The organism is Streptomyces albireticuli (assembly GCF_021228125.1).
Lineage (GTDB): Bacteria > Actinomycetota > Actinomycetes > Streptomycetales > Streptomycetaceae > Streptomyces > Streptomyces albireticuli.
In genome coordinates, this window is record NZ_JAJQQS010000022.1 from 95,114 (window position 1) to 120,360 (window position 25,247).

At 73.7% G+C, this 25,247-nt stretch carries 19 protein-coding genes, 1 pseudogene and 1 riboswitch; of the genes and pseudogenes, 12 read left to right on the top strand and 8 right to left on the bottom strand.

From position 1 onward, the window contains the following. The first annotated feature begins 3 nt into the window (after positions 1–3). The gene (locus LUZ64_RS31450) at positions 4–1,077 is read left to right on the top strand and encodes an ABC transporter substrate-binding protein (RefSeq protein WP_095582232.1); all 1,074 of its coding nucleotides are present in this window, start codon (positions 4–6) and stop codon (positions 1,075–1,077) included. 15 nt (positions 1,078–1,092) lie between these two features. On the opposite strand, the gene LUZ64_RS31455 is transcribed toward LUZ64_RS31450, so the two are convergent. After that, a complete protein-coding gene (locus LUZ64_RS31455) occupies positions 1,093–2,010 on the bottom strand; it encodes a ferredoxin family protein (RefSeq protein ID WP_095582233.1) in 918 nt (305 codons plus the stop codon). 165 nt (positions 2,011–2,175) lie between these two features. Further along, positions 2,176–2,321, bottom strand: a pseudogene (locus LUZ64_RS31460) (citrate synthase); the annotation flags it as partial. Between the two features lie 125 nt (positions 2,322–2,446). Here LUZ64_RS31460 and LUZ64_RS31465 point away from each other — a divergent pair. Continuing rightward, the gene (locus LUZ64_RS31465; protein WP_095582234.1) at positions 2,447–3,550 is read left to right on the top strand and encodes a CobW family GTP-binding protein; all 1,104 of its coding nucleotides are present in this window, start codon (positions 2,447–2,449) and stop codon (positions 3,548–3,550) included. A 169-nt stretch (positions 3,551–3,719) separates the two neighbouring features. Here the strand turns inward: LUZ64_RS31465 and LUZ64_RS31470 are convergent, their stop codons facing one another. Beyond that, complete coding sequence (locus LUZ64_RS31470; RefSeq protein ID WP_095582235.1) at positions 3,720–6,176, bottom strand: DNA gyrase/topoisomerase IV subunit A; 2,457 nt, start codon at positions 6,174–6,176, stop codon at positions 3,720–3,722. Positions 6,177–6,400: 224 nt separating this feature from the next. Here LUZ64_RS31470 and LUZ64_RS31475 point away from each other — a divergent pair, with 224 nt between their 5' ends. From LUZ64_RS31475 to LUZ64_RS31490, 4 genes are all read left to right on the top strand, one after another. After that, entirely contained in the window at positions 6,401–7,750 is a 1,350-nt protein-coding gene (locus LUZ64_RS31475; RefSeq protein ID WP_095582236.1) for a M16 family metallopeptidase, read from the top strand. Next, on the top strand, positions 7,747–9,135 hold the full coding sequence (locus tag LUZ64_RS31480) for a M16 family metallopeptidase (RefSeq protein WP_232390451.1): 1,389 nt from the start codon (positions 7,747–7,749) through the stop codon (positions 9,133–9,135). Before LUZ64_RS31475 ends, LUZ64_RS31480 begins: the two co-directional genes overlap by 4 nt. 195 nt (positions 9,136–9,330) lie before the next feature. After that, positions 9,331–9,486, top strand: a riboswitch (cyclic di-AMP (ydaO/yuaA leader). 13 nt (positions 9,487–9,499) lie between these two features. After that, complete coding sequence (locus LUZ64_RS31485) at positions 9,500–10,306, top strand: M23 family metallopeptidase (protein ID WP_095582237.1); 807 nt, start codon at positions 9,500–9,502, stop codon at positions 10,304–10,306. A gap of 193 nt (positions 10,307–10,499) precedes the next feature. Next, positions 10,500–11,315 carry a GntR family transcriptional regulator gene (locus LUZ64_RS31490; RefSeq protein WP_232390452.1) on the top strand — a complete coding sequence of 272 codons (816 nt, stop codon included), beginning with the start codon at positions 10,500–10,502 and terminating at the stop codon, positions 11,313–11,315. A 155-nt stretch (positions 11,316–11,470) separates the two neighbouring features. On the opposite strand, the gene LUZ64_RS31495 is transcribed toward LUZ64_RS31490, so the two are convergent. Then, a complete protein-coding gene (locus LUZ64_RS31495; RefSeq protein ID WP_095582239.1) occupies positions 11,471–11,752 on the bottom strand; it encodes an HPr family phosphocarrier protein in 282 nt (93 codons plus the stop codon). A gap of 121 nt (positions 11,753–11,873) precedes the next feature. Between LUZ64_RS31495 and LUZ64_RS31500 the strand changes: the two genes are divergently transcribed. From LUZ64_RS31500 to LUZ64_RS31515, 4 genes are all read left to right on the top strand, one after another. Continuing rightward, positions 11,874–14,822 (top strand): bifunctional acetate--CoA ligase family protein/GNAT family N-acetyltransferase, encoded by a 2,949-nt coding sequence (locus LUZ64_RS31500; protein ID WP_095582240.1) that lies wholly within the window; start codon positions 11,874–11,876, stop codon positions 14,820–14,822. An 86-nt stretch (positions 14,823–14,908) separates the two neighbouring features. Continuing rightward, entirely contained in the window at positions 14,909–15,496 is a 588-nt protein-coding gene (locus LUZ64_RS31505) for a DUF5998 family protein (protein ID WP_095582241.1), read from the top strand. Beyond that, positions 15,496–16,710 (top strand): alkaline phosphatase family protein, encoded by a 1,215-nt coding sequence (locus LUZ64_RS31510; protein WP_232390453.1) that lies wholly within the window; start codon positions 15,496–15,498, stop codon positions 16,708–16,710. Before LUZ64_RS31505 ends, LUZ64_RS31510 begins: the two co-directional genes overlap by 1 nt. Before the next feature lie 63 nt (positions 16,711–16,773). Continuing rightward, positions 16,774–17,445, top strand: a complete 672-nt coding sequence (locus tag LUZ64_RS31515) for a thymidine kinase (RefSeq protein ID WP_095581230.1) — start codon at positions 16,774–16,776, stop codon at positions 17,443–17,445. Here LUZ64_RS31515 and LUZ64_RS31520 read toward each other — a convergent pair. Next, entirely contained in the window at positions 17,420–18,229 is an 810-nt protein-coding gene (locus LUZ64_RS31520) for a VOC family protein (protein WP_170116737.1), read from the bottom strand. The genes LUZ64_RS31515 and LUZ64_RS31520 overlap by 26 nt on opposite strands. 266 nt (positions 18,230–18,495) lie before the next feature. Here LUZ64_RS31520 and LUZ64_RS31525 point away from each other — a divergent pair, with 266 nt between their 5' ends. Next, complete coding sequence (locus LUZ64_RS31525; RefSeq protein ID WP_095581232.1) at positions 18,496–19,341, top strand: sulfurtransferase; 846 nt, start codon at positions 18,496–18,498, stop codon at positions 19,339–19,341. A gap of 450 nt (positions 19,342–19,791) precedes the next feature. On the opposite strand, the gene sepH is transcribed toward LUZ64_RS31525, so the two are convergent. Next, positions 19,792–20,871, bottom strand: a complete 1,080-nt coding sequence (gene sepH, locus LUZ64_RS31530; protein WP_095581233.1) for a septation protein SepH — start codon at positions 20,869–20,871, stop codon at positions 19,792–19,794. Between the two features lie 346 nt (positions 20,872–21,217). Here sepH and LUZ64_RS31535 point away from each other — a divergent pair, with 346 nt between their 5' ends. After that, positions 21,218–22,333 carry a hypothetical protein gene (locus LUZ64_RS31535; RefSeq protein WP_095581234.1) on the top strand — a complete coding sequence of 372 codons (1,116 nt, stop codon included), beginning with the start codon at positions 21,218–21,220 and terminating at the stop codon, positions 22,331–22,333. A gap of 282 nt (positions 22,334–22,615) precedes the next feature. Here the strand turns inward: LUZ64_RS31535 and LUZ64_RS31540 are convergent, their stop codons facing one another. Together LUZ64_RS31540 and LUZ64_RS31545 are read right to left on the bottom strand one after the other, a co-directional pair. Then, entirely contained in the window at positions 22,616–23,947 is a 1,332-nt protein-coding gene (locus LUZ64_RS31540) for a D-arabinono-1,4-lactone oxidase (RefSeq protein WP_232390454.1), read from the bottom strand. Further along, on the bottom strand, positions 23,895–25,178 hold the full coding sequence (locus LUZ64_RS31545; protein ID WP_095580956.1) for an MFS transporter: 1,284 nt from the start codon (positions 25,176–25,178) through the stop codon (positions 23,895–23,897). The genes LUZ64_RS31540 and LUZ64_RS31545 overlap by 53 nt, the downstream gene beginning before the upstream one ends. Positions 25,179–25,247 lie beyond the last annotated feature (69 nt).

Genomic DNA, 25,247 nt, shown 5'->3' on the forward strand with positions numbered 1-25,247 from the left:
CTGATGCCCACCTTCAGCAAGCGCGCCCCCGTCCGCGCGGCGGCCGTCTCCGGATCCCTCTGCCTCCTCCTCGCGGGCAGCCTCGCCGGCTGCGCCGACGAGTCCTCGAACACGCACACCGCGGAGAAGGCCGCCGAGGCGGCCCAGGGGGACACCGTCAAGATCATGGTCGGTGGCCTCGACAAGGTCATCTACATGCCGGCCGTGCTCACCCAGCGGCTCGGCTACTTCCAGGAGGAAGGGGTGGCGGTCAGGCTGCTCAGCGAGCCCGCCGGGGTGCAGGCCACCACCGCGCTCGTCTCGGGAGAGGTCCAGGGCGTCGTCGGCTTCTACGACCACACGCTCGACCTCCAGGTGAAGGGCAAGGACGTGGAGTCGGTCGTCCAGCTGGCCCGGACGCCGGGCGAGGTGGAGATCGTCTCCAAGAAGGCGGCCGCGACGCTCACCTCGCCCAAGGACTTCAAGGGCAAGAAGCTCGGCGTCACCGGACTCGGCTCCTCCACCGACTTCCTGACGAAGTACCTGGCGGTCAAGAACGGGGTGAAGGTGAGCGACATCACGCCCGTGGCCGTCGGGGCCGGACAGACCTTCCTCGCCGCGCTCCAGCAGGGCTCCATCGACGCGGGCATGACGACCGACCCGACCGTCGCGCAGATCCTCGCCAAGGACGCGGGCAAGGTGCTCGTCGACATGCGCACCCCCGAGGGCTCCCGCGCGGCGCTCGGCGGCCTCTACCCCGCGTCGAGCCTCTATATGAACACCGGCTGGGTGAACAGCCACAAGGAGACGGTGCAGAAGCTCGCCAACGCCTTCGTGAAGACCTTGAAGTGGATGTCCACGCACAGCCCGGAGGAGATCGCCGCCAAGATGCCGGAGGACTACGCGAAGGGCGGCAAGGCGCAGTACGTCGAGGCGGTGCGGAACACGCTGCCGATGTTCACCCCGGACGGCGTGATGCCCGCCGACGGGCCGAGGACCGTCCACGAGGTCCTCAAGTCCTTCAACCCCAACCTCAAGAACGCGAAGGTGGACCTGGAGAAGACCTACACCACGGAGTTCGTCGGGAAGGCGGGCTGACGAGGGTGCCGCCGGTCAGCGGGGGACGGACACCAGCGGGGTGACGGACGCGACGTCCATCCGGGCCGGGCTGCCGGGCACCCGCCCGCAGCTCTCGGGCCGGGGCGGCTCGGCGGCGCCCTGCTCCACCGCGACCCGCCAGGCGCGGCCGTCGGCGTGGGTGACGGTCACGGACCAGTGCGGCGCGGGTCCCTCGGCCCGTACGACGTCCAGGGCGCCCGCGCCCTCCTCGCCGGTGAGCTCGCGCACCGCCAGCTCGGCGGCCTGCGCGGGGCGCTCCCAGGCCGAACGGCCGCGGCAGTTCCCGGTGGCGATCCGGCCGTCGCGGGCCGCCTCCACGATGTCCTTGACCTCGTGCGCGGTGACCCGTCCGTAGGCGTAGCCGTACGGCAGGACGAAGAGGGTGGGGGAGAAGCGGTGACCACCGATGTGGGTGATCTCCCAGGTGTCGATGGAGCCGGTCGCGGCGAGCTCGGCGGCCAGCGGGCGGCCCAGCAGGGCGCAGCAGCGGTCGCGCTTGCCGTTGGTGCAGACGAAGACCAGCGGCGCGCCGGTGTGCGGCTCCCACAGGCCGCCGTGCTCGCCCGCGCCGAGCGCGGCGAAGTCCAGCGAGGTCAGGGACGCCGGGTCGGCGAGGGCGGCGGTACGGATCCAGGAGCGGCCCGGCGCGGTGTGGGCGGCGAACACCCGCTGCGTCGTGGGCCCGTGGCAGTCGGCGTGCCGGCCGGGGCGCCGGATCAGCGCGACCCGTACGCCGGTCCCCTCGGTGGCCGCGGCCAGGGCGCGGCCGACGGCGGGGTCGAGGTGGCTGGTGGTGAGGGCGTCGGCGCCCCACGGGCCGGGCTGCTCGATCAGCAGCCATGTCCGGGCGGTGGCCGCGGTACCGGACAACGGCTCGGCAAGGCGGCGAGAGGCAGTCGCGCACGTACTCACGTAGGTTAGCCTAACCTACCCTGCCGGGGATTGTGTGTGCGGATTGAGGCGAACAGGTGTGGCGGGCGGGGTGGAAGAGCCTTCCCATGGCCCGGGGGGAGCCCTCCCCGGGCGCGAGAAGGGCCTTTCGGGAACCCCTCCGTGACCGCCGGGCGGACGTTGCCTTCACGGCGCCGGCCGGGGCGGTTTCGGGCCGCCGCGCCGTCCGGCGGGCCGGAGCCGCAGTGGCCGTTCGGCGTGCTCCTCCAGCGCGCGGGCGACCCGGGGGCCGTCCGCGTCACGGCGAAGGCCGGCTCGCCCGTCCGCCGGGGCCGGAGCGCCAATATCCTGGAACGGGCGGAGGGCTCCAAGATCATCCGCCCGGCGGGCCGCCGTCCCGGTCCGCCCCGCCGCAGCCGGTTCCCGCTGCGTCCGACATGTGAGGGAGGCGCCCCCGTTGGCGAAGCGACAGATCCCGGTCATCGTGCTCGCGGGCTTCCTGGGCTCCGGCAAGACCACCCTGCTCAACCACCTGCTGGGCAGAAGCGGTGGCAGCCGGATCGGGGTGGTCGTCAACGACTTCGGCAGCATCGAGATCGACGCCATGAGCGTCGCCGGGCAGGTCGACTCCATGGTGTCGCTGGGCAACGGCTGCCTGTGCTGCGCCGTCGACACCAGCGAGCTGGACGGGTTCCTCGACCGGCTCGCCCGCCCGGCCGCCCGGATCGACGTCATCGTGATCGAGGCCAGCGGGCTCGCCGAGCCTCAGGAGCTCATCCGCATGATCCTGGCAAGCGACAACACCAGCATCGTCTACGGCGGGCTGGTCGAGGTCGTGGACGCCGCCGAGTTCGCCCGCACCCGCGCCCGGCACCCCGAGATCGACCGGCACCTGGCCCTCGCCGACCTCGTCGTCCTCAACAAGGCGGACCGGGTGCCGGAGGACGCGCGCACGGCCCTGCGCGAGGAGCTCGGCCGGATCGGCCGGCCCGGCACCCCTGTCGTCGAGGCGTCCTACGGGCGGGTCGACCCCGAGCTGCTCTTCGACCGCAAGCCGCGCGAGGAGGACACGGAGGCGATACGGCAGCTGTCCTTCGAGGACCTCGTCCGCGACGAGCGGGAGCGCGAGGACGCGCGCGAGCACGGCCACGGCGACGGCTGCTCCGGTGACGGCTGCGCCGAGGGTCACTGCCACGGCGGCCATCTGCACACCGCCTACGACAGCGTCTCCTTCACGGCCGACGAGCCGATGGACCCGCGTCGGCTCATGGATTTCCTCGACAACCGCCCCGACGGCCTCTACCGCATCAAGGGGTACGTCCGCTTCGGCGCGGCGGGACACCGGCGGAAGCGGTACGAGGTGCACGCCGTCGGCGATTTCCTCCGCTTCTACGTCACACCCGCGGCGCGCGGCGAGGAGGAGCCGACCCAGCTGGTGCTGATCGGCACCGGGATCGACCCGGACGCCCTGCGGGCCGGGCTCGAGGCGTGCCGGCACCTGGCCGCGGAGGACGCGGAGGAGCACACGATGTGGGGCGTCCTGCGGTACGCGCAGGCGTGACCGCGCCCCCGGGGCCGACGGCCGGTGGGTGACGCTCAGCCGCCGAGCCGCCGAGCCGCCGAGCCGCCGACCCGCCGGCCCGCCGACCCGCCGACCCGCCGACCCGCGGCGTCGGGCGCGTGGGGCCCGGGCGTACGCCGCCCCGGCCCCACCGCTGTCACCCGGCTTCCTACACCGGCCCCGCCACCGCCGCCACGGCCTTCGCCAGCGGCGTGCCCGAGCCGTCGCGGCGCGGGTCCGGCTCCGGAAGTTCGACCGGGGTGCCGTTCGCACTCGCGGCCCGTGCCGGGGCCGCGCCCGCCCAGGCCAGGACCAGGCAGTCCTCGCCCTTCAGGAAGCGCTGGCAGCGCACGCCGCCCGTCGCCCGGCCCTTGCGCGGGTACTGGTCGAACGGCGTCAGCTTCGCCGTCGTCTCCGAGGCGCCCAGCAGCGTGCCGGCCGCGCCCGCGACCGTGAGGACCGCGGCGTCCGCCGCCGGGTCGACCGCCGTGAAGGAGATCACCTTGGCGCCGGCGGTGAGCTTGATGCCCGCCATGCCGCCCGCCGGACGGCCCTGCGGCCGCACCTGGCCGGCCGGATAGCGCAGCAGCTGGGCGTCGTCGGTGATGAAGACGAGGTCCTCCTCACCGGTGCGCAGCTCGACCGCGCCGACGATACGGTCGCCGTCCTTGAGGGAGATGACCTCCAACTCGTCCTTGTTCGCCGGATAGTCGGGGACCACGCGCTTGACGACGCCCTGCTCCGTGCCGATCGCGAGGCCCGGTGAGGACTCGTCCAGGGTGGTGAGGCAGACCACGTGCTCGCCGTCGTCCAGCGACAGGAACTCCGTGATCTGGGCACCGCCCGAGAGGTTGGGCGCGGCCGCCGTCTCCGGCAGCTGCGGCAGGTCGATCACCCGCAGCCGCAGCAGTCGCCCGGCCGAGGTCACCACGCCCACCTCGCCCAGCGCCGTCGCCGGCACCGCCGAGGCGATCACGTCGTGCTTGACGCGCTTGGCCTCCCCGGAGCCGGGCGCGAAGGGCTCGCCCGAGGCCGTACGGGCCAGCAGGCCGGTGGAGGACAGCAGCACCCGGCACGGGTCGTCCGCGACCTGGAGCGGCACGGCCGACGTGGGGGCGCCCGCCGACTCCAGCAGCACCGTGCGCCGGTCGGTGCCGAACTTCTTCGCCACGTCCGCCAGTTCCCCGGAGACCAGCTTGCGGAGCTCGGCGTCGGACTCCAGGATCCGGGTCAGCTCCTGGATCTCGGCCGTCAGCCGGTCGCGCTCCGACTCCAGCTCGACGCGGTCGAACTTCGTCAGACGGCGCAGCGGGGTGTCGAGGATGTACTGCGTCTGCACCTCGGAGAGGGAGAAACGCGCGATCAGGGCCTCCTTGGCCTCCGCGGCGTTGTCACTCGATCGAATGATTCTGATGACCTCGTCGATGTCGATGAGGGCCACCAGCAGACCCTCGACGAGGTGCAGCCGGTCGCGCCGCTTGCCGCGCCGGAACTCGCTCCGGCGGCGGACCACCTCGAAGCGGTGGTCGACGTAGACCTCCAGCAGCTCCTTGAGGCCCAGCGTCAGCGGCTGGCCGTCGACCAGGGCGACGTTGTTGATGCCGAAGGACTCCTCCATCGGCGTCAGCTTGTAGAGCTGCTCCAGGACGGCCTCGGGGTTGAAGCCGTTCTTGATCTCGATGACCAGCCGCAGGCCGTGCGAGCGGTCCGTGAGGTCCTTGACGTCGGCGATGCCCTGGAGCTTCTTCGAGCCGACCAGGTCCTTGATCTTGGAGATGACCTTCTCGGGGCCGACCGTGAAGGGCAGCTCGGTCACGACCAGGCCCTTGCGGCGGGCCGTGACGTTCTCCACGGCGACCGTGGCGCGGATCTTGAAGGTGCCGCGGCCGGTCTCGTAGGCGTCCCGGACGCCGCCGAGACCCACGATCCGGCCGCCGGTGGGCAGGTCCGGGCCGGGGATGAACCGCATCAGCGTGTCGAGGTCGGCGCCCGGGTGCTTGATGAGGTGCCGGGCGGCGGCGATGACCTCGCCGAGGTTGTGCGGCGGCATGTTCGTCGCCATGCCGACCGCGATCCCGGACGCGCCGTTGACCAGCAGGTTCGGATACGCGGCGGGGAGGGCTACGGGCTCCTGCTCGCTGCCGTCGTAGTTCGGCGCGAAGTCGACGGTGTCCTCGTCGATCGACTCGGTCATCAGCGACGTGGCCGAGGCCATCCGGGCCTCGGTGTAGCGCATGGCCGCCGGCGGGTCGTCGTTGCCGAGCGAGCCGAAGTTGCCGTGGCCGTCGACCAGCGGCACCCGCATCGAGAACGGCTGGGCCATGCGCACCAGGGCGTCGTAGATGGAGGCGTCGCCGTGCGGGTGCAGCTTGCCCATCACCTCGCCGACGACCCGGGCGCACTTCACGTACGAACGGTCGGGGCGCAGGCCCATCTCGTTCATCTGGAAGAGGATGCGGCGGTGGACGGGCTTCAGTCCGTCCCGGGCGTCCGGCAGGGCCCGGGAGTAGATGACCGAATAGGCGTACTCGAGGAAGGAACCCTGCATCTCGTCGACGACGTCGATGTCGAGGATGCGCTCCTCGAAGTTCTCCGGCGGCGGGGTCTTCGTGCTGCGGCGGGCCATCGCGGCTGCGGCTCCTTCGATCGATTGCCGAGGCAGGGTTCTGACGCCGACCATTGTGGCCCGCCCCACCGACAACGCCGACCGCGACCCGTCCGTAAGAGCGGACCGCCCCGGGAACTTCGCCAGATGTCAGCGCGCTTGCATACAGTGACAGGACTGTTCATCACGCGAGTCATCGCGGACCATCGCGAGATTTTCAAGCGATCGAAGGGACGTACATGCCCATGGGTCACACGGCCACGCAACAGGCCGGTTCCGGCGGCCTGACAGCGACCGAGCACCGGCTGGCCAACGGCCTGCGGGTGGTGCTCTCAGAAGACCATCTGACCCCCGTCGCCGCCGTCTGCCTCTGGTACGACGTCGGCTCGCGCCACGAGGTCAAGGGGCGCACCGGGCTGGCCCACCTCTTCGAGCACCTTATGTTCCAGGGCTCCGCCCAGGTCAAGGGCAACGGCCATTTCGAGCTGGTGCAGGGCGCCGGCGGCTCGCTCAACGGCACCACCAGCTTCGAGCGCACCAACTACTTCGAGACCATGCCCGCCCACCAGCTGGAGCTCGCCCTCTGGCTGGAGGCGGACCGCATGGGCTCGCTGCTCACCGCCCTCGACGACGAGTCGATGGAGAACCAGCGGGACGTCGTCAAGAACGAGCGCCGCCAGCGGTACGACAACGTGCCCTACGGCACGGCCTTCGAGAAGCTGACGGCCATGGCCTACCCCGACGGCCACCCGTACCACCACACGCCGATCGGCTCCATGGCCGACCTGGACGCCGCCTCCCTGGAGGACGCGCGCGCCTTCTTCCGGACGTACTACGCGCCGGGCAACGCCGTGCTGTCGGTCGTCGGCGACATCGACACCGAGCAGACGCTCGCCTGGGTCGAGAAGTACTTCGGCTCCATCCCCGCGCACGACGGCAAGCAGCCCCCGCGCGACGGCTCCCTCCCCGACGTGATGGGGAAGGAGCTGCGCGAGGTGGTGCGCGAGGAGGTGCCCTCGCGCGCCCTGATGGCCGCCTACCGGCTGCCGCACGACGGCACCCGTGAGGCCGACGCCGCCGATCTGGCGCTGACCGTCCTCGGCGGCGGCGAGTCCTCCCGGCTGCACAACCGCCTCGTCCGCCACGACCGCAGCGCCGTCGCCGCCGGCTTCGGGCTGCTCCGGCTCGTGGGCGCCCCCTCGCTCGGCTGGCTGGACGTCAAGGCGTCGGGCGGCGTGGAGGTCCCGGACATCGAGGCCGCCGTCGACGACGAGCTGGCCCGCTTCGCCGCCGAGGGCCCGACCCCGGAGGAGATGGAGCGCGCCCAGGCCCAGCTGGAGCGCGAGTGGCTGGACCGGCTCGCCACCGTCAGCGGCCGTGCCGACGAACTGTGCCGCTTCGCCGTGCTCTTCGGCGCCCCCCAGCTCGCCCTGACGGCCGTGGAGCGCGTGCTGGACATCACGCCGGAGGAGGTGCGGGCGGTCGCCAAGGCCCGGCTGCACCCCGACAACCGCGCCGTGCTGGTGTACGAACCGACCGCCCCCGAGGCCGCCGAGGCCGATGTGACCGCTGAAGAGACGGAGACGGCCCAGTGAGCGACGCCGCGGCCACCATGACCTTCCACCCGCAGCCGCAGCCCGGCGCGGCCACCCCGTGGGCCTTCCCGGCCCCCGAGCGCGGTCAGCTGCCCAACGGCCTGACGGTGCTGCGCTGCCACCGCCCCGGCCAGCAGGTCGTCGCCGTCGAGATCAACCTCGACGCGCCCCTGGAGGCCGAGCCGGCCGGCCTCGACGGCGTCTCCACCATCATGGCGCGGGCCCTCTCCGAGGGCACCGACAAGCTGACGGCCGAGGAGTTCGCCGCCGAGCTGGAGCGCTGCGGCGCCACCCTCGACGCGCACGCCGACCACCCGGGCGTCCGGATCTCCCTCGAGGTCCCGGCCTCCCGGCTGGTCAAGGCCCTCGGCCTGCTCGCCGACGCGCTGCGCGCCCCCGCCTTCCCGGACGGCGAGGTCGAGCGCCTCGTCCGCAACCGCCTGGACGAGATCCCGCACGAGCTGGCCAACCCCGCCCGCCGGGCGGCCATGGCCCTCTCGGCGCAGCTCTTCCCGGCCGGCTCGCGGATGTCCCGCCCCCGCCAGGGCACCGAGGAGAGCGTCGAGCGCATCGACGCCGCGTCCGTGCGCGCCTTCTACGAGGCGCACGTCCGCCCCGTCACCACCACCGCCGTGGTCGTCGGCGACTTCACCGGCCTCGATCTGGACGCCGCGCTCGCGGACACCCTCGGCGCCTGGACGGGCTCCCCGGCGGCTCCCCGGCAGGCCCCGCCCATCACCGCCGACGACACCGGCCGTGTGGTCATCGTGGACCGGCCGGGCGCCGTCCAGACCCAGCTGCTCATCGGCCGGATCGGCGCCGACCGGCACGACCGCGTCTGGCCCGCCCAGGTGCTCGGCACCTACTGCCTCGGCGGCACCCTCACCTCCCGCCTGGACCGCGTCCTGCGCGAGGAGAAGGGCTACACCTACGGCGTCCGGGCGTTCGGCCAGGTGCTGCGCTCCACGACGGACGGCACGGGCGCGGCCATGCTCGCCATCAGCGGCTCGGTGGACACCGCCTCCACCGGCCCGGCCCTCGACGACCTGTGGACCGTGCTGCGCACCCTCGCGGCCGAGGGTCTGACGGACGCCGAGCGCGATGTGGCGGTGCAGAACCTCGTGGGCGTCGCACCGCTGAAGTACGAGACGGCGGCGGCCGTCGCGGGCACGCTGGCCGACCAGGTCGAGCAGCAGCTCCCGGATGACTTCCAGGCCCGGCTCTACGAACGCCTCGCGGCGACGGGCACGGTGGAGGCCACCGCCGCCGTGGTCAACGCCTTCCCGGTCGACCGGCTCGTGACGGTCCTCGTGGGTGACGCCGCGCAGATCGAGGAGCCCGTGAAGGCCCTGGGCATCGGCGAGGTGACGGTCGTCACCGGCTGACGTTTCGTCAGGAGGTGGGGAGGCGCGTGAGGTCGGCGAGACCCACGCGCCTCCCTTATGTCCGATTTAGTGGAGTGGTTGCACGTCCGGCCTGTGGCGTACGCCACAAAACGTGAGTTCTGTTTGCCGTTCGAATCGGGCGCCGTTTAGCGTCAGGGCGGTTGTCCGTCAGATGTGAGTCGCATCCGCGGCCCCGGGCAACCATCGCCGAGTCCCCGTACGGCGCGAGCCAGGGGAGCCGGGGACCCACATGTCCCTGGGGTGAATCGGGTCCCTTTCCGGAGGGAGCCGTAGGAGACCTTCCTGCTCCGAACCCGTCAGCTAACCCGGTAGGCGAGAGGGAAGGAAAGGAATAGCCGCACCTATGGCGTTCACTCGTGCCACCGGGAAGCACCGTCGTCCGAGCCGCGCCGTGCGCACCGGCGCGAACATCGCGGGCATAGCCACCCTGACGGCCACCGGCGTCGTCGCCGGCTTCGCCGCCCCCGCGCTCGCCGCCACCACCGACGACGCCCCGCGTGTCGAGGACACCGGCCTCACCCAGGCCATCGTCATCGGCGAGGACACCGCCACCCGCGTGGGCGAGCAGGCCGAGGTCCAGCGCAGCTCCGCCGAGGAGACCAGCGCCCGCCTCCAGGCCGAGGCCGAGGCCAAGAAGCAGGCCGCCGAGACCAAGAAGGTCGCGGACGAGGCCGCCCGCAAGGCCGAGGCCGAGCGCAAGGAGCAGGAGCGCATCGCCCGCGAGGAAGAGCGCAAGAAGCTCAACGCCTACGTGTCGCCGATCGAGGGCTCGTACGTCTCGACCTCCTACAAGGCCTCCAGCGGCCTGTGGTCGTCCGGCAGCCACACCGGTGTCGACTTCCACGCCGAGTCCGGCACGTCGGTCCGCTCCGTCGGCGCGGGCACCGTCGTCGAGGCCGGCTACGGCGGCGCCTACGGCAACAACGTCGTCATCAAGCACAACGACGGCACCTACACCCAGTACGGCCACCTGTCGTCCATCGGCGTCAGCGCCGGCCAGACGGTGACCGCGGGTCAGGAGATCGGCATCTCCGGCGCCACCGGCAACGTCACCGGCCCGCACCTGCACTTCGAGGCCCGCACCGGCCCCTCCTACGGCTCCGACATCGACCCGGTGGAGTACCTGCGTTCGCACGGCGTCGGCATCTGACCCGCAGCGCGTACCGCGTCGTTCCACGAAGGCCCCGGCCCCCGGCCGGGGCCTTCGTGTTGGCCAAAACATATCGATGAAATCCTCGGCACCATCGGAAATCGCGGGCCGCTGCAATAGAGTCGTTGACCAGGCGTCAATCGGCCGCGTTTCGCGGGGGTCAATGCGGAGGTTCACCCATGCGGGGCCGTACGTGAACGGCGATGGTAAAGCGGCACCGAACGGCGGTCGTATTTCGGCGCACGCGGTCTGCACGGCGATCCGCGACGACATCGTCACGGGCGTCTTCCCGCCCGGCGGCCGGCTCACCGAGGAGGTCCTCGCCCGGCGGTACGGCGTCTCCCGGGTGCCCGTGCGCGAGGCGCTGCGCACCCTCGCCTCCGAAGGGTTCGTGACCACCCGCAGGCACGCGGGCGCCTGTGTCGCCGAGCCCACCGAGCAGGAGGCGGCCGACCTCATCGAGGTCCGGGCGCTGCTGGAGCCGCTGGGCGCCGCGCGGGCCGCCCAGCGTCGCACGGAGGCGCACCTGAAGGTGCTGCGGGGCCTGGTCAGGCTCGGCCAGGAGCGGGCCCGCGGCGGCCGTACGGGCGAGCTGCGCCCCCTGGACGACTGGTTCGACGAGACGCTCGCCCAGGCGTCCGGCAGCCCCAGCCTCGCCGCCCTGCTCACCCAGCTCCGGCTCAAGATCTCCTGGGTGTACGTGCCGGAGCCGCCGGCCCGGCCGGTGGCGGCCTGGGACACCTGCGCGGCCCTGGTCGACGCCGTCGCGCGCGGGGACGCCGAGCGGGCGCGGGCGCTCGCCACGGCCCGTGCCGACCGCGCGCCCGGCGCCTACCGGCTGCGGAGCGCGCCCCCGCCGCAGCGCGTCCGGGGCCCGGAGCGGCCACCGGAGCGAACGGGCCGTGAGCACCGGAAGCAACCTCCCGGACAGCCTCCGGGACAAACCGCCGTGGAAACCTCCGGGCAAACTCCGAAACATTCCGTGCACACGGCGAGCGCACGTTCTTAACAATTGGCTGCTATTTCCGCCCGGCCGGAACGCCGGAATTCCTTCGGCGGCGCGCACCGGGAAAACCGGACCGGAACGACGGCCGCGGGAACGACAGCGGGGCCGCGGCGGCCTCAGTCGGCCGCCGCGGCCCCGCCGCGCGCGATTCCCGTGAATCAGACGGTCTCCGGGAGCTCCTCGAGACCCTCGGCGACCAGCTTCGCCAGGCGGTCCAGGGCGGCCTCGGCACCCTCGGCGTCGGACGCGAGCACGATCTCCTCGCCACCCTGGGCGCCCAGGCCCAGCACGGCCAGCATGGAGGCGGCGTTGACGGGGTTGCCGTCGGCCTTGGCGATCGTCATCGGGACGCCGGCGGCGGTCGCCGCACGGACGAAGATCGACGCCGGGCGGGCGTGGAGGCCCTCGGTCCAGCCGACGTTGACGCGGCGCTCAGCCATGGTGTTGCCCTTCAAGTCGTAAGGAGTTGTCTAGACCAGTGTTGCACAGGGGTGACGGTGCTCCCGGTACACCCCGGACGGCCCTAGTGGGGTTGTCGGCGCCCGGCCTTACCCTGGCCCCATGCAGACGCCGTCCGAGCAGGTGTATCCGGCCCACTGGGAAGCCGACGTGGTGCTGCGCGACGGCGGTACCGCGCACCTCCGCCCCATCACGGCCGACGACGCCGGGCGGCTGGTCAGCTTCTACGAACAGGTCTCGGACGAGTCGAAGTACTACCGCTTCTTCGCCCCCTACCCCCGCCTCTCCGACCGGGACGTGCACCGCTTCACCCATCACGACTACGTCGACCGGGTCGGGCTCGCCGCGACCGTCGGCGGCGAGTTCATCGCCACCGTCCGCTACGACCGGATCGACCCCCGCGGCCTGCCCTCCTCCGGCCCGGCCGACGAGGCGGAGGTCGCCTTCCTCGTCCAGGACGCCCACCAGGGCCGCGGCGTCGCCTCCGCCCTGCTGGAGCACATCGCGGCCGTCGCCCGCGAGCGCTCCATCCGGCGCTTCGCCGCCGAGGTGCTGCCCGCCAACACCAAGATGATCAAGGTGTTCACGGACGCCGGCTACACCCAGAAGCGCAGCTTCGAGGACGGCGTCGTCCGCCTGGAGCTGGATCTGGAGCCCACCGACCGCTCCCTCGCCGTGCAGCGCGCCCGCGAGCAGCGCGCCGAGGCCCGCTCCGTCCACCGCCTGATCGCCCCCGGCTCGGTCGCCGTCGTCGGCACCGGCCGCGAGCCCGGCGGGATGGGCCGGGCCGTGCTGCGCAATCTGCGCGAGGGCGGGTTCACCGGCAGCCTGTACGCGGTCAACCGCGCCTTCCCCGAGGACGGCGCCGTCCTCGACCCCGAGGGCGTGCCGGCCCACCGCTCCGTCCTCGGCATCCCCGGCCCGGTCGACCTCGCCGTCGTCGCCGTCCCCGCCGAGCAGGTGCCCTCCGTCGTCGCCGAGTGCGGCGAGCACGGCGTCCAGGGGCTCGTCGTCCTCTCCGCCGGCTACGCCGAGAGCGGCGCCGACGGCCGCGACCGGCAGCGCGAGCTGGTCCGCCAGGCCCGCTCCTACGGCATGCGCCTCATCGGACCCAACGCGTTCGGCCTGATCAACACCGCCCCGGGAGTCCGGCTCAACGCCTCGCTCTCGCCCGAGCTGCCCGCCGCCGGCCGGCTCGGCCTCTTCAGCCAGTCCGGCGCCATCGGCATCGCCCTGCTGTCCGGGCTGCACCGCCGCGCCGCCGGGCTCGTCGGCGTCTCCACCTTCGTCTCCGCGGGCAACCGCGCCGACGTCTCCGGCAACGACTTCCTCCAGTACTGGCACGACGACCCGGACACCGACGTCGTCGTCATGTACCTGGAGTCCATCGGCAACCCCCGCAAGTTCGCCCGGCTCGCCCGGCGCACGGCGGCCCGCAAGCCGGTCGTAGTCGTCAAGGGCGCCCGGCACGGCGGCGCCGCGCCCACCGGCCACGCCGTCCCCACCACCCGCATCCCCGACGCCACCGTCTCCGACCTGCTGCGGCAGGCCGGCGTCATCCGCGTCGACACCGTCACCGAGCTGGCCGACACCGGGCTGCTGCTCGCCTCCCAGCCGCTGCCGGCCGGCCCCCGCGTCGCCATCCTCGGCAATTCCGAGTCCCTCGCCCTCCTCACCTACGACGCCTGCCTGACCGACGGCCTGCGCCCCCAGCCGCCGTACGACCTGTCGACCGCCGCCGAGCCGGAGGACTTCCGGGCCGCCCTGGCCCTGGCCCTGGCGGACGACGAGTGCGACGCCGTCGTCATCACCGCCATCCCCTGGGTCGGCGAGGCCTCGGCGGCGGATCTCGCCACGGCGCTGCGCGCCGCGGTCGCCGCGTCCCCGGTGGCGAAGCCGGTGACGGTGGTCCACCTGGAGATCCCGGGCCTCGCCGAGGCCCTCGCCGCACCGGTCCCGGAGGCGGCACCCGCGGACCCCGGCGGCCTGAGCGGCGACGGTGGCGCAAGCGGCGACAGTGACGTAAACGGTGGCGGTGACACAAGCAGCGTCGGCGGCGTAAGAGGCGTCGGCGCTGTGAGCGGCGAAGGTGGTGCAAGGGGCGACGGTGGCGCAAGGGGTGACGGCAGGCAGCGCCCGGCCCCCGCCGTCCGGATCCCCGCCTACCCCGCCGCCGAGCGGGCCGTACGCGCCCTGGCCGAAGCCGTGCGGTACGCACGCTGGCGGCGGCTGGCCGCCGAGCCGGGCAGGGTGCCCGAATACGACGACATCGACGAGGCGGGCGCCGCCGCCGACATCGACGTCCTGCTCGCCGCCCACGGAGCCGTGCCCGGCGCCTCGCCCACGGAGCCCGCGGATCCCCGTGCCGTCACCCTCTCCGCCGCCGACACCCAGCGGCTGCTCGCCCGGTACGGCATCGCCGTGCTGCCCGCGCTGCCCGCGCCCGACCCCGACACCGCCGTGCGCGCCGCCCGGAGGCTAGGCTTCCCCGTCGCTTTCAAGCCCACCGCGCCGCACTTGCGCCACCGCGCCGACCTCGGCGGCGTCCGGCTCGACCTGGGCGGTGAGACGGAACTGCGCCGGTCCTACGCCGAGTTGACCGAGCTCCTCGGCAAGCCCGAGGAGACCCGCTTCGTCGTCCAGTCGATGGCCCCGCGCGGCGTCGACACCGTCGTCCGCGCCGCCATCGACCCCGCCGCGGGCGCCGTGCTCTCCTTCGGCCTGGCCGGGGCTCCCTCCCTGCTGCTCGGTGACACCGCGCACCGCCTCGTGCCCGTCACCGACCGGGACGCCGCGGAGCAGATCCGCTCGGTCCGCACCGCGCCGCTCCTCTTCGGCTGGCGCGGCAGCACCCCCGTGGACACCCGGGCCCTGGAAGAGCTGCTGCTGCGCGTCTCCCGCCTGGTCGACGACCACCCCGAGGTCGTCGGGGCCGACCTGGAGCCCGTGATCGTCGCGCCCCGGGGAGTCCATGTGCTCGGCGCCGTCATCCGCCTCGCCCCGCCCCCGGCCCGCACCGACCTCGGCCCGCGCAGCCTCCCGGCCTACTGACACGGGGCCCGTGGGGCCCCCGGGCTCCGCCGTCCGTCCGTGCGGGCACGCACGGACGGACCCCGTACGCCCCGTAGGATGGGCGTATGGCGAAGACCGGTACGACGACCCAAGGGCTGCGCGCGGCGATCGAGCGCAGCGGCTACTACCCGGCCCTCGTGGCCGAGGCGGTGGAGGCCGCCGTGGGCGGGGAGCCGGTCGTGTCGTACCTCGTGCACCAGGAGACGACGTTCGACGCCAACGAGGTGCGCCGTCATGTGACGGTCCTCGTCCTCACGGGCAACCGCTTCATCGTCAGCCACACCGACGAGCAGGCGGCCGACGGCACCTCCCCGTCCCCGTACGCCACGACCTCCACCGAGTCCGTGAAGCTCGACCGGATCTCCTCGGTGGTGCTCAGCCGCGTCGTCGCCAACCCCGAGGCGTACACCCCGGGCACCCTGCCCCGCGAGGTCGTCCTCACCATCGGCTGGGGCGCGGTCTCCCGGATCGACCTGGAGCCCGCCGCCTGCGGCGACCCCAATTGCGACGCCGACCACGGCTACACCGGCTCCGCCACCGCGGACGACCTGAGCCTGCGGGTCAGCGAGGCGGGCGACGGCCCGGACACCGTCCGGCAGGCCCTCGCCTTCGCCCAGGCGCTCTCCGAGGCGACCGCGGCGACCGGCCGCTGATGTCCTACCCGCTGACCTCGGGCGGCCCGTCCTCCTGGTCCGAGCCCGCCCCGCTCGACCCCCGCTCCGCCCCCCTCCCGCGCTACGGCACCGGCTCGCTCGCCGACCTGCTGCCCGCCGTCGCCTCCGGCATGGGCGTCCCCGGCCTCTCCACCGGCCTGGAGCTGACCCCCGCCGACCGCGTCTGCGTCTTCCTGGTCGACGGCATGGGCTGGGAGCTGCTGCGCGCCCACCCGGCCGAGGCACCGTTCCTGCACTCGCTGATGGCGAGCTCCATGAACGGCACCGGCGAGCCGATGACCGCGGGCTTCCCCTCCACCACCGCGACCTCGCTCGCCTCCGTCGGCACCGGACTGCCGCCCGGCGCCCACGGCCTGCCCGGCTACACCGTCGCCGACCCGGCGACCGGCGCGCTGATGAACCAGCTGCGCTGGCGCCCGTGGACCGACCCGCACGTCTGGCAGCCGTACCCCACCGTCTTCCAGCTCGCGGACGCCGCCGGCGTGCACACCTGCCAGGTCTCCGCGCCCGACTTCCAGCACACCCCGCTGACGAAGATCGCCCTCAGCGGCGGCACCTTCCACGGCCGGCTCTCCGGCGAGGACCGCATGGACCTCGCCGCCGACCGGCTCGGCGCCGCCGACCGCTCCCTCGTCTACACCTACTACAGCGACCTCGACGGCAAGGGCCACCGCTTCGGCGTCGACTCCGACGACTGGCGCGGCCAGCTGATGTACGTCGACCGGCTGGCCCAGCGCCTCGCCGAGCAGCTGCCGCCCCGTTCGGTGCTCTACGTCACCGCCGACCACGGCATGATCGACATCCCGTTCGACCCCGAGTCGCGCATCGACTTCGACGAGGACTGGGAGCTGCGCGCCGGCGTCGCCCTTCTCGGCGGCGAGGCCCGCGCCCGCCATGTCTACGCCGTGCCCGGCGCCGCCGCCGATGTCCTGGCCTGCTGGCGCGAGGTGCTCGGCGAGCAGATGTGGGTGGCCGGGCGCGACGAGGCGATCGAGGCGGGCTGGTTCGGCCGGCCCGGTGACGGCGTGGACGACCGGGTGCACGGCCGGATCGGCGACGTGGTGGCCGCGGCCCGCGACGACATCGCGATCGTCGCCACCGAGACCGAGCCCAACGAGTCCGCGATGGTCGGGCTGCACGGCTCGATGACCCCCGTGGAGCAGCTGGTGCCGCTCCTCGAAGTCCGGTCCTGAGCCTCCGTCACCGCCTCACCCCGCCCCCCCACACGACGACTGATGAAAGGCATTGGCTTCCCCATGCCCGAGCTGGTGTTCTTCTCCGGAACCATGGACTGCGGAAAGAGCACCCTCGCTCTGCAGATCGAACACAATCGTTCCGCCCGCGGCCTGCAAGGGATGATCTTCACCCGCAACGACCGCGCGGGCGAGGGGAAGCTCTCCTCCCGGCTCGGCCTGGTCACCGACTCCGTCGAGGCCGGCGAGGGGTTCGACTTCTACGCGCACATCGTCGCCCACCTCTCCGCCGGCGGCCGCGCGGACTACGTCATCGCCGACGAGGCGCAGTTCCTCACCCCGGAGCAGATCGACCAGCTGGCCCGCGTCGTCGACGACCTCGAACTCGACGTCTTCGCCTTCGGCATCACCACCGACTTCCGCACCAAGCTCTTCCCCGGCTCCCAGCGCCTCGTCGAGCTGGCCGACCGGATAGAGGTGCTCCAGGTCGAGGCGCTGTGCTGGTGCGGCGCGCGGGCCACGCACAACGCCCGTACGGTCGGCGGGCAGATGGTCGTCGAGGGCGCGCAGGTCGTCGTCGGCGACGTCAACCAGCCGGAGACCGTGGTGGGTTACGAGGTGCTGTGCCGCCGTCACCACCGGCGCAGGCTGACCGCGGCGGCGGCCCGCGCCGCTGCCCTGTCGCCCGACGTGCTGCCCGTGGACCCCGTCAGCGAGCCGTCCGCCGGAGCGTGAGGACCGCCCCCTCCGGGTCCGCGACGGTGGTCTCGTCACCGTCCGGCCCCTGGTGCGGGGGCCGCAGCACCCTGCCGCCCAGCCCGGCCACCCGCGCGGCCGCGACCCCGGCGTCCGCCACCTCGAAGTACGTCATCCAGTGCGGGCCCCGCTCCCGGGGCAGCTCGGCCCCGACGCCGCGCACCGCGGCGACCGGCCGGCCGTCCAGGTGCAGGGCGAGGCGGTCGGTGTCCGGCGCCTCGGCCCGCTTGGTCTGATAGCCGAAGAGCGACTGGTAGAACTTCACGACCGTGTCCGTCCGCCGGGTCATCAGCTCGTGCCAGACCGGTGTGCCCGGTACCCCGCTCAGCTGGGCCCCGGCCATCCGCTGCCCCTGCCACACACCGAACGGCGCCCCGGCCGGGTCGGAGGCGATCACCAGCCGCCCCGCGTCCTCCGCGGCCAGCGGCCCGACCCCGACCGTGCCGCCGCAGCAGCGGATCCACTCCGCCGCCTCGTCGGCGTCGTCGCTGGCGAGATAGGTGGTCCAGGCGGTCGGCAGCCGGCGGCCGGGTGTCAGCTCACCGAGCCCCGCGACGTCCCGGCCGTCGAGGGTGGCACGGACGTACGGGCCCAGCTGGCGGGGGCCCGGGCTGTAGTAGGCCCAGCCGAACAGGCCGCTGTAGAAGTCCTTGATCGATTCCAGGTCGTGCGCCAGCAGACTCGTCCAGCACGGGGTGCCAGGGGTGTGCCGAGCCTCCCCGGTACTGCTCTGGGGAGACCCCCAAACCTCGGTCATCGTCATTCTCTCCTCGGACCATCGGGGTGGCCGCGCGTCCCGCACCGGCACGCGGCGCGCGGGTGGTACGGGACGGGGCACGTGGAGATGTTTGCACCACCGGCCGTGGCGCGCCCCCCGGCCGCGCCGGGTTTCACGGGTTCCCGCAGGAGAATGCCCGGATTCGCCTTTCGGTCCCGCTCCGATGTCATGGCGGTCCAGTATCGATCGACTGTGTGCGGTCTGGCCAGAGGACCGTTCGGCCCAATGCCCGGTACGCCAGGATGGGGTGCATGACCCCTCTCATCACCGCAGTCGAACTCATGAACGTGGCGACGGGCGACCGGCCGCCCACCCTGCTGGACGTCCGCTGGCAGCTCGGCGGCCCGCCCGGCCGCCCGGCGTACGAGGCCGGGCACGTGCCCGGCGCGGTCTACGTCGACCTCGACACGGAGCTCGCCGGCCCGGCAGGGGAGGGCAAGGGCAGGCATCCGCTGCCGGACGGCGAGGAGTTCGGGGCCGCCATGCGGCGGGCCGGTGTTCGCGCGGACCGGCCGGTCGTCGTCTACGACGGCGGCCAGGGCTGGGCCGCCGCCCGCGCCTGGTGGCTGCTGCGCTGGGCCGGGCACGGGGACGTACGGGTCCTCGACGGCGGCCTGGCGGAGTGGACCGCGCGGGGCGGGCCTCTGACCACGGAGGTCCCGGCGGCGGAGGAGGGCGACTTCACCCCGGAGCCGGGGGCGCTGCCGCTGCTCGACGCGGACGGCGCGGCGGCGCTGGCCCGGCGGGGGCTGCTGCTGGACGCGCGGGCGGGTGAGCGGTACCGCGGCGAGGTCGAGCCGATCGACCGGGTCGGCGGGCACATCCCCGGCGCGGTCTCGGCGCCGACCACCGGGAACGTCGGTGCGGACGGCCGCTTCCGGCCCGCGAAGGAGCTCGCGGCGCGGTTCGCGGAACTCGGGGCGACGGGGGAGCCGGGCCCGGAGGTGGGCGTCTACTGCGGCTCGGGCGTCTCCGGGGCGCACGAGGTGCTGGCCCTGGCGGTGGCGGGCACCTCGGCGGCCCTCTACGTGGGCTCCTGGAGCGAGTGGTCGGCCGGCCCGTCCCGCCCGGTCGCCACGGGGGACCTGCCGGGCTGACGGCTCCCGGGAGACGCGCTCCGGTACCGCCGGGACCGGGGACGGCGGCTGTCGGCGTCCGGGCCGTGCGCGGCGGGCGGCGGCCGCTCGGCCGCCGGTGGTGCCGGGGGCGGCCGCCAGCCGAGCCGATGGGTCCGGTGCCACCTGGGTCCGGTGCCACCAGGGGGGGCTGGACGGGGGCCGTCGGCGCGGGCCACGCCACGGTCTGCCGTGGTCGCCCCGCCGTCGTCGGCGCCGGGAGACGTCCGCCGGACCGCGATCCGGGTCGCCTGTCGGCCGCCGGGGGAGTGCCGCCCGATGGGCCCGCCGACGAGCGGATGCGGGCCGACCGGGCGCCTCCGGCGAAGGGGCTGCCGACAGGGCGGCCGGCCGTGAGCGCATCAGCCACGGTCAACCGGGCCCACGGGCCCGGCCGCGTGACGGATGGTTACTTCTCTTGTCGTCTTTTCGTCACTCCTGTTTTTTCCGGCGCGTGCCGAAGACGATCTCGTCCCAGCTGGGCACCGCCGCCCGGCGGCCCGGCCGGACGCCGTCCGCCTCCGCCTGGCGGTCCGTGGTGCCGGTCAGCCGGTCGCGGTGGCCGGCCACGGACCGTGGCATCAGCACATCGGCGTACGCCGCGCCCGCGCTGGCCGCCGGGGCCGGCGGCTCGACGGCCTCCGCCTCCTCGTCCGGCTCCTCGGCCACCACCGGCGCCACCGAGGGCGGCTCGGGCACGACCATGTCGCCGCGGAAGCTGGGCACGGCCTCCAGCAGGCTCGTCAGCGAATCCCGCTCCTTGGGCGCCTCCGCCGTCGCGGCGTCGGAGGCGCCGTCGGCGCCGCCGGACTGCCTGTCGGCAGTCCGGTCCTGGCTACGGTCCAGCGGCCTGTCCCGGGGCAGCCGGGCGATGCGCGGCACGAAGGGGAAGCTCGGCTCGGGCGTGTCGTCGGTCTCGCCGATGAGCGCCCGCGCCTCGTCGTCCATCGCCTGAACGATCCGCCTCGGCGGGTCGAAGCTCCAGCTCGCGGCCCGGGGCTCGCCTGCCGCCCGGTAGACGAGCAGGACCTCCCAGGTGCCGTCGTCGCGCCGCCAGGAGTCCCACTGCGCGCTGTCCTTCTCGGCGCCGCGCAGCACCAGCCGCTCCGCCACGGACTCGCCGAGCGGGGGACCGGTGTTCTCGCCGGGGCGTCTCACGGGCGTCTTGCGGGCGCGCTCGGCCATGAACGCGCGCTCGGCGAGCACCGGGCCCTCGAACCTGCGGACGCGCTCCACGGGGATACCGGCGAGCTGGGCGACCTCCTCGGCGGAGGCGCCTGCGCGTATACGTGCCTGGATGTCACGGGGGCGGAGATGGCTCTCCACCTCGATCTCGATCTGGCCCAGGCGAGCACGGTCGTTACGTACGGCCGCTCGCAACCGTTCGTCGATGGGAAGGGTGTACTCCGTGCTGTCCGCAGCCTTGAGCACCAGCCGTGTGCCGTCGTTGGAGACGGCCACGACACGCAGTTCGGGCATGGGGACCTCCCGGGTGGTGCCTGCCGACGTCACCTGCGTCGCTGCTTCCGCTAGTCGAGTGTGGCCTGCCCGGGTGCAGCCTGCCACAACATTGCCGAGTTGACGGGGCGAGAGCCGCCTGGATCCCTCCCGTTGGGTCCGGGCAGCCGGACGGGACACCGGGCCAGGGCTCGCCACAGTACTCCATTCGGGCCACGGGGGGTGGATCGGCGCGCCATCGAAGTTCACGCGGGAGAAGGGAGTTGGTCCGGAGCCTCCGACACGGACGGCTGTTGTCCGGGTGTCGAGGTTCACACAATCGCCCGAATCGGAACTGTTCGTTACGCTCGAATGTCTCTTCTAGCTGCAAGAGGGACCTAAGAGCTAACAGAGGCAGGAGATGGACGGCAAAGGCGAAAGCGAGGCAAAACAGAAGAACAAGCGTCTGGAACTGAGCGTCGCGCAGGTCGCCGGCAGCGCCCTGGCGGCGGTGATCGCCGCGCTCCTCGCGGGCAAGCTCGGGGTGTACGGCACCGTCATCGGCGCCGGCGTCGTCAGTGTCGTGGCCACGTCGGGCGGCACGATCTTCCAGCACTTGTTCAAACGCACGGGCGAGCAGCTCAGAGAGGCGACGACGCAGGCCGCACGGCCGAAGATGCGCCAGGTCCCGGTCCGGGACGCGAGCCGCGCGGTCGGGCGTGGCGGCCCCGGACGGGATCACACCCGGCCACTCGGCCGGATGGGTGACGCGGACGCGACACGACTGCTCCCCGGCGTCGACCCGGCCGCTCCGCGGTCCGCCGTGGACGCGACACAGCTGTTGCCCGGTGTGAACCACCCGCCGGAGCGAAACGGCGCACACGCGGGCGCGCATTCCGGCCCGCACGCTGATCCGCACTCCGATGGTCATGACGGCACGGCTGCCCCGTTCGATGACGAGTACACGTCGGGCACCACACACGGCACGCGACTGCGCGGCTACAAGCGCCCGCTGCTCGCCGCGGCCGCGATCTTCGCCCTGGCCATGGGCACGGTGACCGTCGTCGAACTGGTCGGTGGCGGAGCCGCCGACGGCGGCAAGGGCACCTCCGTCGGCCAGATACTCACGGGTGGGAACTCCGGCAAGAAGCAGGACCCCGCGCCGGAGAAGGACCCCGAGCGGGGCTCGGAGCGCGGTGGTGGCCAGGAGAGCGGCAAGGACTCCGACGGCGGCGGCACCCCCGACCCCGGCACGTCCGAGCCGGGCGGCGACCCGGGCAAGCGGTCGCCCGACCCGTCCACGTCCCCCGACCCGGTGGACCCGTCCACGGGCGGCTCCTCGCAGTCCCCGAAGCCGGACCCCTCCGGGGGCGGGCAGTCGCCGGACAGCGGCAAGGGGGGTTCCGACGGCGGCAAGACCGACGGCGGGACGACGACCGGCGGCGCCGCGGGCGGTGGCCGGACGACACCGAAGCCGCCGGAGCAGAACGCGGCGGCGGGCGCGGCCACCCCGCCCAAGCAGGGCGTCGCCTCGTAGCGGGCACCCGCCCCCGAACCCGGGCCGCCCCCGAATCCGGCTCGGCCCTGAGCCCGGCCCCCGGTCGGCGAGCGCCGGGCGGGGGCCGGTCCGGGGCCCCGTCGGTCCAGGCTCCTCCCGCCGGGTCAGGGCGATCGCTTCCAGCCCGTCCGGCGCTTGAGGACACCGCGCGGAGAGCGGAACGGGGGTCCGGGGGCTTGCCCCCGCCACGCGGCGGAGCCGCTCGTCGGATACAGCGGGAAGGGGCGGGTAGGGGAAGAACTCCCGCCCCACCCGCCGCGCTCACCCGCCCAGCACCCGCCCCAGATACGCGTTCGCGAACACCCGCCCGGCATCCAGCCGATCCCGCAGCGCCACGAACTCCCCGAACCGCGGATACACCCCCGCCAGATACTCCGCGTCGCGGCCGTGCAGCTTCCCCCAGTGCGGCCGCCCGCCGTGCGCCGTCATGATCCGCTCCGCCGCGCCGAAGTACGCGCGGTAAGGCGCCCCCCGGTACATGTGCACCGCGATGTAGGCCGTCTCCCGGCCGTAGCCCGTGGACAGCGGGATGTCGTCGGCCGGCGCGGTCCGTATCTCCACGGGGAAGCCGATCCGCAGCCGCGAGCGTTCGATCATCGCCCTGAGCTCGGCCAGCGCCGCCATCGCGGCCTCGCGCGGCAGGGCGTACTCCATCTCCACGAAGCGGACGCGGCGCGGGCTGGTGAAGACCTTGTAGGCGTCGTCGGTGTAGGTACGGGCGGACAGGGCGCGGCCCGCGACCCGGGCCAGGCCCGGCACGGCGGAGGGCACGGCGCGGCCGGCCGTGCAGACGGCCTGGAAGAGCCCGTTGGAGACCAGCTCGTCCTCGACCCAGGCGCTGACCCGGCCAGGAGGAGACGCGGGGCCCGCGCTGCGGTTGTTGCGCTTGGTGACACAGCTGCGCGTGTGGGGGAACCAGAAGAACTCGAAGTGCTCGTTCTCGGCGACGAGCTGATCGAACTCGGCCGTCACCCGGTCCAGCCCCATCGGCTCCTCACAGGCCCTGAGCAGGAACGAGGGCTCCACCGCGAAGGTGAGCTCGCTGATCACGCCCAGCGCGCCCAGCCCCAGCCGGGCCGCCGCGAAGACCTCGGGGTTCTCGTGCGCCGAGCAGGGGAGCGCGGTGCCGTCGGCCGTCACCAGCACCAGGGCGCTGACCTGGGCCGAGAGCGAGGCCGAGTCGCGGCCCGTGCCGTGGGTGCCGGTGCTGACCGCCCCGGAGACGGTCTGCTCCATGATGTCGCCCATGTTGGCCAGCGACAGGCCCCGCGCGGCCAGCTCCGTGTTGAGCCGCCGCAGGGTGGTGCCGGCGGCCACCGTCACCGTCCCGGCGCGCCGGTCGACGGCCCGGACGCCGGTGAGGCGGTCGGGGCGGATCAGCAGGCCGTCGGTGGCGGCCGCCGCGGTGAAGGAGTGGCCCGCGCCGACGGCCTTGACCCGCAGGCCGTCCGCCGCGGCCCGCGCCACCGCCGCCGCCAGTTCCGCCGTGCTCGCCGGTGCCACGGTCCGCGCGGGGCGGGCGGTGACGTTCCCCGCCCAGTTACGCCACGCGCCCCTTGTCCAGGTCGCCGTCGCGGTCGTCGTCTCCGTCATGTGCCCCAGCCCCTCCCCTTGCCTGCGGCACGGACGGGCCGGGCCGCTGCGGCGCCGGCTCCCGGAGCCGGCGGTATCCCAGGAACGCGACCGCCGCCGCGAGCGCCCCCGCCACCCCGGCCACCGCGTACCCCGCCTCGGCACCGGCGGCGTCGACCACCCAGCCGGCGGCCGACGACCCCAGCGCCACGCCGACCGCGAGCCCGGTGCTCGTCCAGGTCATGCCCTCGGTCAGCTGCGCGCGCGGTACGTGCTGTTCGACGAGGGCCATCGTCGTCACCATGGTCGGCGCGATGGACAGCCCCGCGACAAAGAGCGCCACGGCCAGGAACGGCAGGCTCCCGACCAGTTGGAGGGGGATCATACTCACGGCCATCGCACACACGCCCAGGAGCCAGCGGCGGGCCATGTCGCTCTTGAGATGCAGCAGTCCGAAGACCGCCCCGGCCAGGCAGGAGCCCAGCGCGTACACGGCGAGCACCAGGCTCGCCATCGCCTTGTGGCCCTCGTCCTCGGCGAAGGCGACCGTCACCACGTCGACCGTCCCGAAGATCGCGCCCATCGCGACGAACGTCGCGACCAGCACCTGGAGGCCGCGCGAGCGCAGCGCGGAGCCACCCGTGTGCTGGCCGCGGGGGTGCGGGGCGGGCTCGGTGCCGCGCTGGGCGGTCAGCCACCAGACGCCGGCCGCGAGGAAGGCGGCGGCCAGCAGGGGCCCGGCCTCCGGGAACCAGGCGGTGGACAGGCCGATCGAGAGGATCGGCCCGAAGATGAAGCACACCTCGTCGACCACGGACTCGAACGCGTAGGCCGTGTGCAGCTCGCGGGTGCCGCCGTAGACCGCGGCCCAGCGGGCCCGCACCATCGACCCGACGCTCGGCGTGGTGCCCGCGCAGGCGGCGAAGACGAAGAGCGTCCAGTCCGGCCAGCGCTGCTGGGCGCTGAGCACCAGACCCGCCACGGCGACCACGGCGACCAGCATCGCCGGGCGCAGCACCCGGCGCTGTCCGTGCCGGTCGACGAGCCGGGATATCTGCGGGCCGACGACGGCGGCCGAGACCGCCAGCGCCGCGGAGAGCGCGCCGGCCAGTCCGTACCGGCCGGTGAGCTGGGAGATCATCGTGACGATGCCGATGCCCAGCATCGAGAGCGGCATCCGGCCGAGGAGCCCGGCGGCGGAGAAGGCCGTGGCGCCGGGGACGGCGAATATGTCGCGGTAGGAGCTGGGCAAGGGCACCGCCAGGAGGCTCGGGAGGGGCACGGACAGGGCGGACGGGGCGGGTTCGCCGAGGCAGCGCGG